We start from the raw sequence: 16,406 nt of genomic DNA, 5'->3' as shown, positions 1-16,406 counted from the left end.
CCGACCGGGGCGGTCCGCGGACGGCGGGGCTGACCGGAAAACCCGGCGGGCGCCGCGCCGCGGCGGTCGCCGGGCACCCGGCGCGGTGGCCGTCCTCCTACTGCCGTTCGTCGTACTCTTCCTGCTCTTCTACCTGGTGCCGATCGGTTACGCCATCCACCAGTCCTTCTTCAAGGTGCGGCGCGAGGGGACGTTCGGCCGTCCGGAAACCGTCTTCGGCGGCTTCGAGCAGTACGTCAGGGTCTTCGAGAACGAGGCCTTCCGGGAGAGCGTCGGCCGGGTGCTGCTCTTCGGGGTCGTCCAGGTGCCGGTCATGCTGGGACTGGCCCTGCTCTTCGCCCTGCTGCTCGATTCCGGCCTGCTGCCGTTGAAGCGTTTCTTCCGCCTCGCCTACTTCGCGCCGTACGCGGTGCCCGGCGTCATCGCGGCCATCATCTGGGGATTCCTCTACTCGCCGTCGCTGTCGCCGTTCAGTTGGGTCACCGAGCGGGTCCCGTTCATGTCCGGCTCGCTGGTCCTGTGGTCTCTGGCCAACGTCACCACCTGGATGTTCACCGGCTACAACATGTTGATCATATATGCGGCTCTCAAGGCCGTACCCCAGGAGTTGTACGAGGCCGCCAGGCTCGACGGAGCCGGCAACATCCGCATCGCACTGTCCATCAAGGTGCCCATGGTGCGCCCGGCCCTGGTCCTGACCGGCGTCTTCTCCATTATTGGAACGCTGCAACTCTTCACCGAGCCGCAGGTCTTCCGGTCGCTGACCACCGCGGTCACCGGCAGCTACACACCCAACCTCGTCGTCTACAGCACCTCCGTCATACCCAACTTCAACCTCGCCGCCGCCTTCTCGGTCGTCCTGGCGCTGGCCACGTTCGCGTTGTCGTTCACCTTCCTCCGGATCGCCCAGAGGGGATCGTCGCTGTGACCGCGACCGCAAAGACCTCGGAGCGACACGTGTCCACCAGCCCATACGTCCGGAAGCTGCTGCCGCTGCTGGTCATGGTGGTCTTCGCCGGCTACATGCTCGCGCCGCTGTGGTGGCTGCTGATCGCCGCCAGCAAGAGCCGGGCCGACCTGACCTCGACCAACCCGCTGTGGTTCGCCGACTTCAACCTCGCCGACAACCTGGGCGACCTGTTCGCCTTCCAGGACGGCCTGTTCCTGCGCTGGATCCTCAACAGCGTCCTGTATGCCGGCGTCGGCGCGCTCGGCGCGACCGTCATCGCCGCGATGGCCGGCTACGCCCTGGCGAAGTTCGAGTTCCCCGGCCGGGAGGTCGTCTTCAACGTGGTGCTGGGCGGCGTACTGCTGCCGGCCACCACGCTCGCACTCCCACTGTTCCTCCTGTTGAGCCAGGCCGGTATGGCCGACACCCTCTGGGCGGTGCTGCTGCCCAGCCTGGTCAGCCCGTTCGGCGTCTACCTGAGCCGGGTGTACGCCGCCAGCAGCGTCCCGGACGAGCTGCTCGAAGCCGCCCGCGTCGACGGGCACGGCGAGCTGCGCGTCTTCTTCCGGGTGGCGGCGCCGCTCATGGCGCCCGGCCTGGTCACCGTGTTCCTCTTCCAGTTCGTGCAGATCTGGAACAACTTCTTCCTGCCCCTGATCATGCTGCGTGACGAGTCACTCTTCCCGGTCACGCTCGGCCTGTTCGCCTGGAACAGCCAGGCGACCCAACAGGCACCGGAACTGCGCACGCTGGTGATCGTCGGCGCCGCCGTCTCGGTCGTCCCACTGATCATCGCATTCCTTTCCCTGCAACGGTTCTGGCGGTCCGGGCTGACCACGGGCGGACTGAAGTAACGCCCTGACCGGCGGCCCGGACAGGCACTCACCCCGAATGAAAGAAAGAGGGTTCTATCGTGGATCGCTGGATGAGGCGCGGCGCCGCGGGCGCGCTGGCGGCGGTGCTCGCCGCGACCGTCGCCGGCTGCGGAGGCGGTGACGAGCCGGACAACGCGGCACAGGCGTGCGAGCCCGCCGACGGCCCGGTCACCCTGGAGTACTACTCCTGGGTGCCGGGGATCGACAAGGTCATCGACATCTGGAACGCCAAGAACCCCGACATCCAGGTCAAGTTCGTCACCGGCCCCGCCGGCCCCGACGGCGCGTACCAGAACTTCTTCAACGGGATCAAGGCCGGCAACGCGCCGGACCTCGCGCAGGTCGAGTACGACTCGCTGGCGAGCTTTCGGCTGCAGGACGGCCTGGTCAACCTGGCCGACTGCGAGGGCGTGCCCGAGGTCAAGGACAAGTTCGTCCCCTGGACCTGGCAGCAGGTCTCCTTCGGTGAGGCCGACGCGGTCTACGCCGTGCCGCAGGACATCGGTCCGATCGGCATGTACTACCGCGCCGACCTGTTCCAGGAGGCGGGGCTCCAGCCGCCGACGACCTGGGAGGAGTACTACGAGGCGGCGAAGGTGATCCGCACCAAGGGTGGCCACATCCACCACTTCGCCTCCGGCGACGTCAACTGGTTCCTCGGCCAGATCTGGCAGGCCGGCGGCCAGTGGTTCTCCGTCGACGGCGACCAGTGGACCGTGAGCCTGACCGGGTCGGAGTCGCAGCAGGTCGCCAACTACTGGCAGCGGATGCTGGACGAGGATCTGGCCCGGCCGATGGCGGGCTGGTCCGACGAGTGGTGGAACGCGATGAACACCGGTGAGATCTGGACCTGGGTCAGCCCGTACTGGGCCAACGCCCTGCTGTCCCAGAACGCCCCCGACGCCAGCGGCAAGTGGGCGGTCGCGTACATGCCACAGTGGACGGCCGGACAGCGGGCCGCCGGCAACTGGGGCGGATCCACCACCGCCGTGCTGCGCTCCACCGAACACCCCTACGAGGCGGCCAAGTTCGCGACCTGGCTCAACAGCGACCCCGAGGCCCTGCAGGCACTCAACGAGAACGGCGGCCTCTACCCGGCCACGGTCGAGGGCCAGCGGATGCCGGCGCTGGCGAAGCCGCTGCCGTACTTCGGCGACCAGGACATCTCCGGCATCTTCGCCGAGGCGGCCGGAAACGTGGACGCGGACTTCCCGTGGGGCCCGACCATGACGCAGACCTACAGCGACGTCCGGGACGGGTTCGCCCGCGCCATCGAAGGCAACGGCAACCTGACCACCGCCCTCGAATCCGCCCAGAACTCCACCGTCGACGCGCTGAAGTCGCAGTCGATCCCCGTCGCGGGCAACTGACCCGACGCTGACCGCATCCCCGACCACGGTCCGTCAGCACAGTTCACGAAGGAGACCTGAATCGATGTTGTTGCAACGCGCCTTCCGGGGCAGGTTCCGCCGCCACCTGGCGGTCGCCGCGACCGTCACCGTCGTCGCAGCCGGGCTGTCCGGCTCGGCCAACGCCGGCGCCACCCGCAAGTTGGACCACGTGGCGGGCACGGCGGGGGCCACGGCCGCCACCAGCCTGCCCTGTGCGGCCACCCAGCAACTGCGGGACATCCGCGTCCACGACCCCTTCATCATGCCGGACCCGGTCAGCGGCATCTACTACCTCTACCAGGGCAACACCGTCCGCCGCAGCATCGACCTCAAGCACTGGTGCGCGCCGGTGACGGTGTTCACCAACCCGCAGGGGTCCTGGGCGAACGCCGCACACGGCACGTGGGCACCGGAGGCCTGGCACTACAACGGCAGGTACTACTGGTTCGCCACCCTGCACAACCGGGACCGGGTGCTGGCCACCGCGTCGACCAACGGACAGCACTGCGGCGACTGCGGCCAGATCTGGCAGAACCAGCACTGGCGGGGCACCGTCATCGCCGCCGCCGACTCGCCGATGGGGCCGTTCGAACTGCTCAACCTCGACTCGCCGGTCGCCCCGTCGAACCACATGACGCTCGACGGGACGCTCTACGTCGACCCGGAGGGCCAGCCGTGGATGGTCTACGCCCACGAGTGGGTTCAGAAGATCGACGGCACGATCGAGGCCATCCGGCTGGAGCGTGACGCCGCGGGCAACCTGACCGGCCGCGGGCAGGGCGACCCGATCTACCTGTTCAAGGGTTCGGACGCCCCGTGGTACTACCAGGAGGGCCGGGTCGACGACGTCCAGCTTCCACCGTACGTCACCGACGCCCCCTCGTTCTACCGCACCTACAACAACGAACTGCTCATGTTCTGGACGAGCTACCGCAAGCACAACAACGAGTACGTGGTGACGCTGGCCCGCTCCAAGTCCGGCGACCTCAAGGGCCCGTGGACCCAGGAGGACGTGGTGATCACCGAGAACAAGGGCCACTCGATGCTCTTCCGCACCTTCGCCGACAAGCAGTTCCCGCAGGGCCGGATCATGATGTCGCTGCACAACAACATGAACGGCGGCAGCGTCATCCGCACCGAGCTCTACGAGATGCGCGAGGCCGTGAAGAACCTCGTGGTGAAGAAGCAGCGGACCGACCTCGACGGCGACCCCGTGTCGCACTGGGTCTGGCCGCGGCAGTAGCACCGGCGGGTGACGGACACCCGCGATCGACAGACAGCCGGCCCGGACCCGGGCGCGCCATCCCCGGCGCCCGGGTCCGGGCCGGCGGCCGGTTCAACGAAGGGGCGAGCATGACTCGATGGATCGACTGGCCGACCGAACCCGGCCGACCACGGATGGGCTACGGCGCCGACTACAACCCGGACCAGTGGCCGCGCGAGGTGTGGGACGACGACGTCGCCGCCATGCGCGAAGCCGGGGTGAACATCGTCTCGCTGGCGATCTTCTCGTGGTCGCGGATCCAGCCCGCACCGCAGGAGTGGGACTTCGGCTGGCTCGACGAGGTGATGGACCTGCTGCACGACAACGGCATCGCCGTCGACCTTGCCACCGCCACCGCGTCGCCACCCCCGTGGCTGACCGCCGGGCATCCGGAGATCCTGCCGGTCAACCAACTCGGCGAGACGGTGTGGCCCGGCGCCCGGCAGCACTGGCGACCCACCTCGCCGGTCTTCCGGGAGCACGCGCTGCGACTGGTCGACGCCATGGCCCGCCGGTACGCCGACCATCCGGCGCTCGTCGCCTGGCACGTGTCGAACGAACTCGGCTGTCACAACGCCTACGACTACTCCGACGACGCGGCCCGCGCGTTCCGCGCCTGGCTGCGCGACCGGTACGGCACCCTCGACAGGCTCAACCACGCCTGGGGTACGGCGTTCTGGTCGCAGCGGTACGGCGACTGGAAGCACATCCTGCCGCCCCGGCTGGCCGCCGCCCACCCCAACCCGACCCAGCAGCTGGACTTCAAGCGGTTCTCCTCCGACGCCCTGCTCGATCACCTGCGCGCCGAGCGTGACCTGCTGCGTACGCTGACCCCCGGGGTGCCGGTGACGACCAACTTCATGGTCACCGGCCAGGTGAACGCCCTCGACTACGCCGGATGGGCCGACGAGGTCGACTTCGTCGCCAACGACCACTACCGGCGTCCCGGCCCGCAGACCTTCGACGAGCTGTCGTTCTCGGCCAACCTGACCGGCAACCTCGCCCGCGGCCGCCCCTGGTTCCTGATGGAACACTCCACCAGCGCCGTCAACTGGCAGCCGGTGAACCTGACCAAGCGGCCCGGCGAACTCGCCCGCGACTCCCTCACCCACGTCGCGCACGGCGCCGACGCCGTCTGCTTCTTCCAGTGGCGGCAGTCCGCGGCCGGCGCGGAGAAGTACCACTCCGCGATGCTGCCCCAGGCCGGCCGCGACAGCGACGTCTTCCGGGCCGTCACCGCACTCGGCCGTACGCTGGCCGAACTCGCCCCCGTCGTCGGATCCGACCGGCGGCCGGCACGGGTCGCCATCGTCTACGACTGGGACTCGTGGTGGGGCGGCGAACTGGACTCGCACCCCACCGGCCGGCTCGACTACCGGCAGGAGGCACTCGACTGGTACTCCGCCCTGCTCGCCACCGGCACCCGGGCGGACGTGGTACCCGTCGACCACGACCTGGACCGGTACGACCTGGTGATCGCACCGGTGCTGTACGTCGTACCGGCGCGGCTGGCCGCCCGGCTGCGGGCGTACGTCGACGACGGCGGCCACCTCGTCACCACGTACTTCTCCGGCATCGTCGACGAGAACGACCACCTGTGGCCCGGCGCCTTTCCCGGCGCCCTGCGCGACCTGCTCGGCATCCGGATCCAGGAGTTCGGCCCACTGCTCGACAACACGACGGTGACCCTGTCCGACGGCGGCACCGGGAGCCTGTGGACCGACCACGTCGACGTCGTCGACCCGGCCGTCGAGGTGCTGGCCCGCTACCTCGACGGCGAACAGGCCGGCCGGCCCGCGATCACCCGCCGGACCGTCGGAGCCGGCTCGGCGACCTACGTCTCGACCCGGCTCGGCGTCACCGGCCTGCGACAGCTTCTCGACCCGATGCTCGTCCGTCTCGGCCTGCGCGGCGAGGTCGCCGACCTGGCGGGCCGCGTCGAACTCGCGGTACGCACCGACGGCGTCCACGACTTCTGGTTCCTGGTGAACCGGACCGACGAGGACGTCGTCACCGGCATCGAGGGGGAGGTGCTGGTCGGGGCCGGCGAGGCGTCCACCGTCCCCGCCCGTGGCGTACTGGTCCTGCGCCGCCCGGTCTGACCACGGCCGCGCCCGGCCCCCGAGGCGCCGGGCGCGGCCGCCGTCAGGCGGTCAGCCGACGCTCGGCCGCCGCCCAGGCCGCCTCGTGACCACGCGGCTCGTACCGCACCACCGGCTGGGTCCGGGCCACCAGTGAACGCAGCTCGGCCAGGCCACCGCCGACGGCACCGACCGCGCGCGCCTGGACCAGCACGTTGCCCAGTGCTGTCGCCTCCACCGGCCCGGCCAGCACCGGCAGCCCGCAGGCATCGGCGGTCAGCTGGCAGAGCAGGCCGTTGCGGGCGCCGCCACCGACGACGTGGATGACGTCGACATCGCGGCCGGACAGCTCGCGCGCCTGGCGGGCGGTACGCCGGTAGGCCAGCGCGAGGCTGTCGAGGATGCAGCGGGTGACCTCCGCCGGCGTACCCGGAACGGGCTGCCCGGTACGGCGGCAGACGTCGGCGATGCGGGCCGGCATGTCGCCCGGTGGCAGGAACACCGGATCGTCGCAGTCGACGACGGCGGCGAACGGGGTCACCTCGGCGGCGGCGGCGAGGACCGCCGCCAGGTCCGGCCGCGGTCCGGCCGCCGCCCAGCCACGCATCGCCTCCTGCAGCAGCCACAGTCCCATGACGTTGCGCAGGTAGCGGACGGTGCCGTCCGCGCCGGACTCGTTGGTGAAGTTGGCCTGACGGCTCGCGTCGGTCAGCACCGGCCGGTCCAGCTCGACCCCCACCAGCGACCACGTGCCGCAGGAGATGTAGAGGAACCGGTCGTCGCGGGCGGGTACGCCGGCGACGGCGGACGCGGTGTCGTGCGACCCGACCACCGTGACCGGGACCGCACGGTCGGCCCCGACCTGTCGTGTCACCGCCGGCAGCAGCGTCCCGCCGGGCTCGCCCGGTTCCCGCAGGCGGGGGAGCAGCCCACCGGGCAGCCCCAGCCGCTCGACGAGGTCGAGTGCCCAGCCACGCCGGCGTACGTCGAGCAGTTGGGTGGTGGAGGCGTTGGTGACCTCGGCCCCGAGTTCACCGGTGAGCCAGTACGACAGCAGGTCCGGGATGAGCAGCATCGTGCCGGCCGCGTCCAGCAGCCCCGCCCGCTTGGCCGCGACCAGCTGGTAGACGGTGTTGAACGGCAGCGCCTGCAGGCCGGTGACGTCGTACAGGTGGCCGGCACCGAGCTGCGCCGACACCTGCGCCATGACGCCGTCGGTGCGCCGGTCCCGGTAGTGCACCGGGCTGCCGAGCAGGTGCCCGTGCCCGTCGAGCAGGCCGAAGTCGCACCCCCACGAGTCGATGCCGACACTGGCCAGCTCCGGGTGGTCGGCCAGCGTCGCGCGCAGGCCGGCGAGCACCTCCGCGTACAGGCCCAGGATGTTCCAGTGCAGGGTGCCGCGCACCTCGACCGGATCGTTGCCGAACCGGTGGACGGCGGTGAGGTCGAGGTCGTCCGGGCCGACCCGGCCGGCCATGACCCGGCCGCCGGAGGCGCCCAGGTCGACGGCCGCCACGACGGCCGGCCGCCCACCGGTCGGCCGGGTCAACGGAGGAAGGCGGCGGCGACGCCGGCGTCGACCGGAACGTGCAGCCCGGTGGTGTGCGACAGTTCCCCGGCGGTCAGGACGAAGACCGCGTTGGCCACGTGCTCGGGCAGCACCTCCCGCTTCAGCAGCGTGCGCTGCGCGTAGAAGGCGCCGAGCTCGGATTCGGGTACGCCGTACACCGCCGCCCGCTGCGCGCCCCAGCCGCCGGCGAAGATGCCGGAGCCGCGTACGACACCGTCGGGGTTGACGCCGTTGACCCGGATGCCGTGTGCCCCGAGTTCGGCGGCGAGCAGCCGGACCTGGTGCGCCTGGTCCGCCTTGGCCGCCCCGTACGCCACGTTGTTCGGCCCGGCGAAGAGCGAGTTCTTGCTGGAGATGTAGACGATGTCGCCGCCCAGGCCCTGTTCGACCAGGATCCGGGCGGCCTCGCGGGAGACCAGGAAGGAGCCCTTGGCCATCACGTCGTGTTGCAGGTCCCAGTCCTGCTCGGTCGTCTCCAGCAGCGGCTTGGAGATGGACAGCCCGGCGTTGTTGACGACCAGGTCCACCCCGCCGAACGCGAGGACCGCGTCCCGCAGCGCGGCTGCGACCGCGTCGGCGTCGGTGACGTCGGCGGCGACGGCGATCGCCGTGTCGGCGTCACCGATCTCCCGCGCGACCGTCCTAGCGGCACCGGCGTCCCGGTCGGCGACGACGACGCAGGCGCCCTCGGCCGCGAGCCGGTGGGCGGTCGCCCGGCCGATCCCGGACCCGCCGCCGGTGACGAACGCGACCCGGGTCGCCAGCGGCTTCGGGCGGGGCATCCGGCGCAGCTTCGCCTCTTCGAGGGCCCAGTACTCGATCCGGAACTTCTCGGCCTCGTCGATCGGCGCGTACGTCGACACCGCCTCCGCCCCGCGCATCACGTTGATCGCGTTGACGTAGAACTCGCCGGCGACCCGGGCGGTCTGCTTGTTGGCGCCGTAGCTGAACATGCCGATCCCGGGCACGAGCACGATCGCCGGGTCGGCACCGCGCATCGGCGGCGAGTCGGCGTCGGCGTACCGCTCGTAGTAGGCCCGGTAGTCGCGGCGGTACTCCTGGTGCAGTTCCCGCAGGCGGGCGACGACGGCGTCCAGCGGGGCGTCCGGCGGCAGGTCCAGCACCATCGGCCGCACCTTCGTGCGCAGGAAGTGGTCGGGGCACGAGGTGCCGAGCGCGGCGAGGCGCGGATGCCCGGCACGGGAGACGAAGTCCAGGACGGTGTCGCTGTCGGTGAAGTGGCCGACCTGGGGCCGGTCGGTGGAGGCCAGGCCGCGGATCACCGGCGCGAGCGCGGCCGCCCGGGTCCGCCGGTCCGGCTCGGGCAGCGGTTCGTATCCGGGGATCGGGGCACCGAACGGCTCGGGCCGTCCGCGGGTGGCCAGGAAGTCGGCGGCCGTACGGATGATCTCCAGTGAGCGGGCTTCGCACTCCTCGCTGGTGGCCCCCCAGGCGGTGATGCCGTGCCCGCCGAGGATCACGCCGATCGCCTGCGGGTTGTCGCGGGCGATGGCGGCGATGTCGAGCCCGAGCTGGAACCCGGGGCGGCGCCACGGCACCCACACGACCCGGTCGCCGAAGATCTCCTTGGTCAGTTTCGGCCCGTCGGCGGCGGTCGCGATCGCGATGCCGGAGTCCGGATGCAGGTGGTCGACGTGCGCCGCGTCGACGAGGCCGTGCATCGCCGTGTCGATCGACGGCGCCGCCCCGCCCCGGCCGTGCAGGCAGTAGTCGAACGCGGCGACCATCTCGTCCTCGCGCTCGATGCCGGGATAGCCGCCGACCAGCGCGCGCAGCCGGTCCAGCCGCAGGACCGCCAGGCCGGCCGGCGTGAGTGTGCCGAGGTCGCCGCCGGACCCCTTCACCCACAGCAGGTCGACCGGCTCGCCGGTCACCGGGTCGGCGGCCCGCCCTTTGGCTGAGGTGTTGCCGCCGGCGTAGTTGGTGTTGCGCGGGTCGGCGCCGAGCCGGTTCGACCGCGTGACCAGATCATCCACTGTAGACATTCTCAGGCCCCCCAGCCCGCCTGCTCGCCGCCGACCCGTTCGGCCCTGACCTTCTCGAGATAGCCCGACCGCCGGTAGGCCCCGACCGGGTCGGGGTCCAGGCCCATCTCGGTCCGCAGGTCGCGCAGGAGCGGGCGTACGTCGGTGTTGTACGCGTCCATCAGCACGGCGTTGGCCCCGAGCACGTCACCGGAACGCTGCGCGGCGGCCAGTGCCTCGACGTCGACCAGGAGCGCCTTCGCCGTCGCCTCCTGCACGTTGAGCACCGAGCGGATGACCGCCTCGACCTTGGGCTCGATGTTGTGGCACTGGTCGAGCATGAAGGCGATGCCGTACGCCGGCCGCAACGCGTCCGCCCCCACGATCTCGTGCATGACGCGGAACAGTTCGAAGGGGTTGGCGGCGCCGACCATCAGGTCGTCGTCGGCGTAGAACCGTGAGTTGAAGTCGAATCCGCCCAGCCGCCCGGCCCGCAGGAGGAACGCCACGATGAACTCGACGTTGGTGCCCGGCGCGTGGTGGCCGGTGTCGATGACCACCTGGGCCCGCTCGCCGAGTTCGACGCAGTGCGCGTAGGCCGTGCCCCAGTCCGGCACGTCGGTCATGTAGAAGGCCGGCTCGAACAGTTTGTACTCCAGCAGCAGCCGCTGGTCGCCGGTCAGCCGCCCGTACGCCTCGCGCAGTGCGGCCGCGAGCCGGTCCTGGCGCTGCGGGATGCTGTCCTGTCCCGGGTAGTTGGTGCCGTCGGAGAACCACAGCTTCAGGTCCCGGGACCCGGTCGCGTCCATGATGTCGACGCACTCGAGCAGGTGACCGATCGCCTTGCGGCGTACGGCGGGATCCGGGTTGGTGACCGACCCCAGCCGGTAGTCGTCGTCCTGGAAGACGTTGGCGTTGATGGTGCCGAGTTCGACACCCTGCTCCTTGGCGTACGCCGCCAGGACCGCGTAGTCGTCGACCCTGTCCCAGGGGATGTGCAGCGCCACGGTCGGCGCCACGCCGGTGAAGCGGTGCACCGTCGCGGCGTCGGCGATCTTCTCGTACGGGTCGCGGGGCACGCCCTCCTGTCGGAAGACCTTGAACCGGGTTCCGGAGTTGCCGTAGGCCCAGGACGGTGTCTCGATCCGTTGTTCGCGTAGGGCGGCCAGGACCCGGGTACGCGTGGCGGGGGCGATGTCGGTCATGGTCGGCCTTCCAGTTGGTCTTCGAGGTGGAACACCTCGTCGAGGACGAGGAACCCGCGGTCCGGTCGTCCGTCCGGCAGGTCGACGAAGAACGGCGCCATCTCGGCCTGCCAGCGCCCGTTGACGTCGGTGCGCTCCATCGCCGCGACCGCCTCGTCGAGGTTCCCGGTCACGAAATAGCCGACGAGCAGCCCGTCGTCGCGCAGGAACAACGAATAGTCGTGCCAGCCCGCCGCCTTGAGTGCCGCCAGCATCTCCGGCCACACGGCGGCGTGACGGTCCCGGTACTCCGCCAGCCGGTCGGCTCTCACCTGCAGGGTGAAGCAGATCCTGCCCATGCCGCACCTTTCGCAAGTCGTGAAACGTTTCATGGAGCATCAAGAGGATATGGGGCCGCCCATGCGGGGTCAAGGACTCTGAAAACCGCCGCGGTGGTGTTACGTTGAGGAGTCGTACGCTGACGGTCCGACGTTGATATGTCACATGCGTCTATTGACTGTCGCCGTGGGGGCATCCGTGCGCGCACTGCGCGTATAGTTAACTGCCCTTCTGCTGGTACGTTTCATCCATCGGGTGCTCATGTCGGCCTCGGGGCTGTACATGCCGGGATCATGTCGATAGTTGAGGGGAAGATGGCGTCCGCCAACATCAAGCAGGTCGCGCAGCACGCCGGCGTGTCACTCGGCACCGTGAGCAACGTGCTCAACCGGCCCGACCTGGTCTCGCCGGCAACCCGCCAGCGGGTGCTCGACTCCATCGCGACGCTCGGCTACGTGCGCAACGACTCCGCCAGGCAGTTGCGGGCCGGCCGTAGCCGCACCGTCGCCATCGTCGTCCTGGACGTCTCCAACCCCTTCTTCACCGACGTCGTGCGGGGTGCCGAGGCAGTCGTGGAGGAGGCCGGCGGGATGCTGGTGGTCTGCAACAGCGGCGAGGACGCCGACCGTGAGACCCGCCACCTCGACATGCTCGAGGAGCAACGCGTCCAGGGGCTGCTCATCACCCCCGTCTCCGACGGTCGCCACCCCCGCCTCGACGCGTTCGTCGCCCACGGCATCCCCGTCGTGCTCGTCGACCGCGGATCCGGCCATCCGAGCCGGTGTTCGGTGGCGGTCGACGACATCACCGGCGGGCGGCTGGCCGCCGACCACCTCGCCGACCACGGCCACAGGCGCATCCTCTACGTGGGCGGCCCGATGACGATCCGCCAGGTCGCCGACCGGCACGCCGGTGCCGCGGCCGCGCTCACCGAACGCGCCGACGGCGTACGCTTCGACGTCCACGAGACGCCGACCCTCTCGGTCGCGGCCGGACGCCAGGCCGCCGACGATCTCGTCGCGCTACCCGCGAGCCGGCGACCGACGGCGGTCTTCTGCGCCAACGACCTGCTGGCGCTCGGCGTCCTGCAGGGGCTGACCGCGCACGGTCTGCGGGTGCCCCACGACATCGCGCTGGTGGGCTACGACGACATCGAGTTCGCCGCCGCCGCCGCGGTCCCGCTGAGTTCCGTACGCCAGCCTCGCGAACAACTCGGCCGTACCGCGGCCCAACTGCTTCTCGAAGAGTCCGGTGGCAGCGCGAAGCACAGCCACCGGCACGTCGTGTTCCAGCCGGAGCTGGTGATCCGGGCCTCCAGCGCCCGCGAGCGGAAACGTGCCCGGAGCTGACGGTGGCGGTGGAACGTCGACCCTGAGCCGGTTGGTGGGGCGGTCGCCGCTGACCGGTGTGGGCAAGATCCTTCAGCTTCCCGCCTGAGCGGAACCCGCGCCTTCCGACGTTTCGACGAGGGACAACGCCTGCCGCCCGGGCCCGGCCGGGGAGTCGGCGCAAATGGCGTACCGGCCGAACGGACTGCATCGCGATGTCAATGTTATGTTAGCGTTATCAAGCGTGGGTGGAAGGAGTGCGGTGGCGGAGGCGCCCGTACGGATGGCCGGGCCGCATGGCCCGGGCGAGGTCCGCGGGTACGCCGACCACGGCGGTGTGGTCGATCGGCCGGTTTCCGTCCGGGCGGCGATCCCCGCGCGGCCGTCGGCCGGCACGGCTGCCGCGACGACGGCCGGCGCGAGGTGAGCCCGAAGCCCGTTCCCCTGCCGCGCGCGTACCCGGAAGTGTTCTCCGGCGGCGGGGCGACCTCGGCGCGTCCGTGTACCGCGCCGTCGGTGGAGCCCGTCGGATATGGTCCCATTGGTCTGATGATTGTGTGGTTGGCGGGCCGCCTGACCTGGGCGGCAGGCCCGCCGGCCGGGGCGGGCGAGGCGATGGTGGCGGTGTGGAACGGGTACCCGGCCCCGGTCCACCCGCGGCGGGGGGAAGCATGGCCGACGTGAGCGTGGCGAAGAGTCGACGGATGCCGGTCATGGGGGATGTCGCTCGGCTGGCCGGCGTGTCGCACATGACCGTCTCCCGCGTCCTCAACGAGCCCGAGTCGGTCCGTCCGGAGACCCGCGAGCGGGTCCTGCTGGCCATCGAGCAGCTCGGCTACCGACGCAACAGCGCCGCGCGGAGCCTGGTCACCCGGCGTTCGCAGACCCTCGGCGTGGTCTGCTTCGACACCACCCTGTACGGGCCGGCGTCGATGTTCAACGGCATCGTGCACGCCACCGAGGAGGCGGGCTACGCGGTCAGCGTGGCGAGCCTGCGTCGCCCCACCGCCGACGCCGCCACGCAGGCCGTCCAGCGCCTCGTGCACCAGTCGGTGGAGGGGCTGGTCCTGATCGCGCCGCAGGCCGCCGAGGCGATGGCGTTCGTCCGGGCACTGCCGACCAACATTCCGGTGGTCGCCGTGGAGAACGCGCTGCCGAACGTCACGAGTGTCTCGGTCGACCAGGTGCTGGGCGCCCGGATGGTCACCGAGCACCTCCTGTCGCTGGGGCACGAGACCGTGCACCACGTGCGCGGGCCGCTGGACTGGAGCGAGGCGAACGGGCGGGTCGAGGGCTGGGCGGCCGCGCTGGAGGAGCACGGCCGGATGGTGCCGCGCGAACTCGTCGGCGACTGGAGCGCCAGGTCCGGCTACGCGGCGGGGCAGAAGCTGGTCCGGGACCCCCGCGCCACCGCGGTGTTCGCCGCCAACGACTCGATGGCGCTGGGTGTGATGCGGGCGTTGCTCGACGCCGGCGCCCGGGTGCCCGAGGACGTCAGCGTGGTGGGTTTCGACGACATCCCCGAGGCGGCGTTCGTGACGCCGCCGCTGACCACCGTGAGCCAGCCGTTCCGCGAGGTCGGGCAGCGCAGCATCGAGATCCTGCTGGACGAGATGGAGGGGGGAGAGGCGGGAGCGACCTCCGTCATCCCCCCGGAACTGGTGGTTCGCGACAGCACGTCGCACCGCCGGTCGTAGGGCGTTCGGCGGGGCCGCGTACGTGGGGGCGCCCACGGCGGCCCCGTGCGCAACCTATTGGAAACAATCTCTTCGCCACATCTTGACGGTAGTGAAGTTAACGCTAACATCGTCCGTGACTCCAATCACCACCGCGCTGAACCCCCATCGGAACACGCGTAACTGGTAGGGAGAACGCTTTCGATGTGGCTCCGCACTGTTATCGCTCACCGATTCCGGGCCCGGGATCGGCGTCGATACGGCCCGCCGTCCGGCGGGGTCATGGCGCTTCGCGCCGCCGGTCCCGCGGTGGTCACGACAACCGGAACGTCCCCGGCTCGCCGGACCGCACGGCGGCTTCCTTTCGCACGATGAACCCCAGGAGAGGCATCATGAGAAGAACCTTGGGCAGACGCACCGCCCTGCGTTCGCTGGCGGGAGCCCTCGTCGCCGCGCTGGCGATCAGCGTCGGGGCGTGCACCGGCGACGACTCGAGCGGGCCGAGCGTCGCCGAGGCCGGCCCCAACGGCATCGACGACGGCAGCGAACTCACCCTGTGGACCCGCGCCCCGCTGGAGAAGCAGGCGAAGCTCCTCGTCGACGCCTACAACGCCAGCCACCAGAACAAGGTCAAGCTGACCGTCGTCCCCAACGACGACTACGTCGCCAAGGTCGGCGCCGCGGCCGGCTCGGACAGCCTCCCGGACCTCTTCGCCGCCGACATCGTCTACGTGCCGAACTGGGTCAACCAGGGACTGTTCCAGGACCTCAGCGCCAACGTCGGCGGCCTCGGCTTCAAGGACTCCATCAACAAGGGACACCTCGCCGCCGGCACCCTCGACGGCAAGGAGCACGTGCTCCCCTTCGTCCTGGACCTGTCGATGCTGTTCTGGAACAAGCAACTCTTCCGCGACGCCGGCCTCGACCCGGAGAAGGCCCCGGCCAACCTCACCGAGTACGCCGCCGCCGCCAAGGCCGTGCAGGCACTGAAAAGGGAGGGCGTCTACGGCACGGCCGCCGGCCTGAACTGCGGCGGGTGCCTCGTCTTCACCTGGTTCCCCGCCATCTGGGCCGACGGCGGTGAGGTGCTCAGCGACGACGGCACCGAGGCCAAGCTCGCCGACGACACCGCCCAGAAGGTCTACAGCACCTGGCAGGACCTGTGGAAGTCCGGCGCCGTGCTGCCCGCCTCGGCGGGCGAGACCGGTCCGACCTGGACCGCCGCGTTCACCGAGGGCAACGTCGGCCTGATGCTCTACCCGGCGACGCTGCTGTCCTCGACGCCGTTCGACGTCGGTGTCGCCGGCATCCCCGGCCCCAGCGGCGGCGCCTCCACCTTCGTCGGCGGCGACGGCATCGGCGTCTCCAAGGACTCCAAGAAGGCGGCCCAGGCCTGGAACTTCCTGAGCTGGATGATGTCCGAGGAGGCCCAGGTCGAGGTGCTGGCGAAGAACAAGGACGTGGTGTCGCGCTCCGACCTCGCCAACAACAAGTACGCCGCCGAGGACCCGCGGCTGGTCACCATCAACGAGGTGGCCGGCAAGGGCGACACCCCCGTCGCGCTGAACTTCCAGCAGGCGTTCAACGCCCCGAACAGCCCGTGGCTGACCCTCGTACGCAACCAGGTGCTCAACGGCAGCGGCAACCTCCAGCAGGACAACGGCGAGATCACCACCTACCACTCGTACGACGAGGCCGGCCGCGCGGTGAAGACCACCGCCCCGCCGGTCCTGGCCGAGGTCCACGGGCAGCCCGCCACGCTCG

The 16,406-nt window shown here is 70.6% G+C and carries 12 protein-coding genes; 8 read left to right on the top strand and 4 right to left on the bottom strand.

Translation table 11 applies throughout. The annotated features are described in order from the left end of the window. Window positions 1–85 precede the first annotated feature (85 nt). The 5 genes from AB0M79_RS22260 (at window position 86) to AB0M79_RS22240 (ending at window position 6,581) form a co-directional block, all read left to right on the top strand. The gene (locus AB0M79_RS22260) at window positions 86–928 is read left to right on the top strand and encodes a sugar ABC transporter permease (RefSeq protein ID WP_364216799.1); all 843 of its coding nucleotides are present in this window, start codon (window positions 86–88) and stop codon (window positions 926–928) included. A 29-nt stretch (window positions 929–957) separates the two neighbouring features. Further along, window positions 958–1,803, top strand: coding sequence for a carbohydrate ABC transporter permease (locus tag AB0M79_RS22255; RefSeq protein WP_357539109.1), 846 nt, complete (start codon window positions 958–960; stop codon window positions 1,801–1,803). Window positions 1,804–1,874: 71 nt separating this feature from the next. Continuing rightward, the gene (locus tag AB0M79_RS22250; protein WP_364216794.1) at window positions 1,875–3,194 is read left to right on the top strand and encodes an extracellular solute-binding protein; all 1,320 of its coding nucleotides are present in this window, start codon (window positions 1,875–1,877) and stop codon (window positions 3,192–3,194) included. Between the two features lie 64 nt (window positions 3,195–3,258). Beyond that, entirely contained in the window at window positions 3,259–4,458 is a 1,200-nt protein-coding gene (locus AB0M79_RS22245; RefSeq protein WP_364216791.1) for a glycoside hydrolase family 43 protein, read from the top strand. Between the two features lie 110 nt (window positions 4,459–4,568). After that, the gene (locus tag AB0M79_RS22240; RefSeq protein WP_364216788.1) at window positions 4,569–6,581 is read left to right on the top strand and encodes a beta-galactosidase; all 2,013 of its coding nucleotides are present in this window, start codon (window positions 4,569–4,571) and stop codon (window positions 6,579–6,581) included. 43 nt (window positions 6,582–6,624) lie between these two features. Here AB0M79_RS22240 and AB0M79_RS22235 read toward each other — a convergent pair whose 3' ends face one another. From AB0M79_RS22235 to AB0M79_RS22220, 4 genes are read right to left on the bottom strand one after another with little or no spacing between them, the layout of a single operon-like run. Then, entirely contained in the window at window positions 6,625–8,109 is a 1,485-nt protein-coding gene (locus AB0M79_RS22235; protein WP_364216785.1) for a rhamnulokinase family protein, read from the bottom strand. Continuing rightward, window positions 8,106–10,136: a bifunctional aldolase/short-chain dehydrogenase gene (locus AB0M79_RS22230; protein ID WP_364216782.1), complete on the bottom strand. Its 2,031-nt coding sequence runs from the start codon at window positions 10,134–10,136 to the stop codon at window positions 8,106–8,108. The genes AB0M79_RS22235 and AB0M79_RS22230 overlap by 4 nt, the downstream gene beginning before the upstream one ends. 2 nt (window positions 10,137–10,138) lie before the next feature. Continuing rightward, window positions 10,139–11,320: an L-rhamnose isomerase gene (rhaI, locus tag AB0M79_RS22225; RefSeq protein WP_364216779.1), complete on the bottom strand. Its 1,182-nt coding sequence runs from the start codon at window positions 11,318–11,320 to the stop codon at window positions 10,139–10,141. Beyond that, window positions 11,317–11,658, bottom strand: a complete 342-nt coding sequence (locus AB0M79_RS22220; protein WP_364216776.1) for an L-rhamnose mutarotase — start codon at window positions 11,656–11,658, stop codon at window positions 11,317–11,319. Before AB0M79_RS22220 ends, rhaI begins: the two co-directional genes overlap by 4 nt. Before the next feature lie 273 nt (window positions 11,659–11,931). On the opposite strand from AB0M79_RS22220, the gene AB0M79_RS22215 reads away from it, so the two are divergent. From AB0M79_RS22215 to AB0M79_RS22205, 3 genes are all read left to right on the top strand, one after another. Further along, complete coding sequence (locus AB0M79_RS22215) at window positions 11,932–12,987, top strand: LacI family DNA-binding transcriptional regulator (RefSeq protein WP_364216773.1); 1,056 nt, start codon at window positions 11,932–11,934, stop codon at window positions 12,985–12,987. 692 nt (window positions 12,988–13,679) lie between these two features. Continuing rightward, on the top strand, window positions 13,680–14,663 hold the full coding sequence (locus tag AB0M79_RS22210) for a LacI family DNA-binding transcriptional regulator (protein WP_364216770.1): 984 nt from the start codon (window positions 13,680–13,682) through the stop codon (window positions 14,661–14,663). A gap of 371 nt (window positions 14,664–15,034) precedes the next feature. Then, on the top strand, window positions 15,035–16,406 hold a 1,372-nt coding region (locus AB0M79_RS22205), incomplete at its 3' end, for a sugar ABC transporter substrate-binding protein (RefSeq protein ID WP_364216767.1).

The sequence above is a fragment of the Polymorphospora sp. NPDC051019 genome (assembly GCF_040683055.1).
Taxonomy (GTDB): Bacteria; Actinomycetota; Actinomycetes; order Mycobacteriales; family Micromonosporaceae; genus Polymorphospora; species Polymorphospora lycopeni.
The sequence above is the reverse complement of the archived record's forward strand: the minus strand, read 5'-3'. Positions and strand labels throughout refer to the sequence as shown.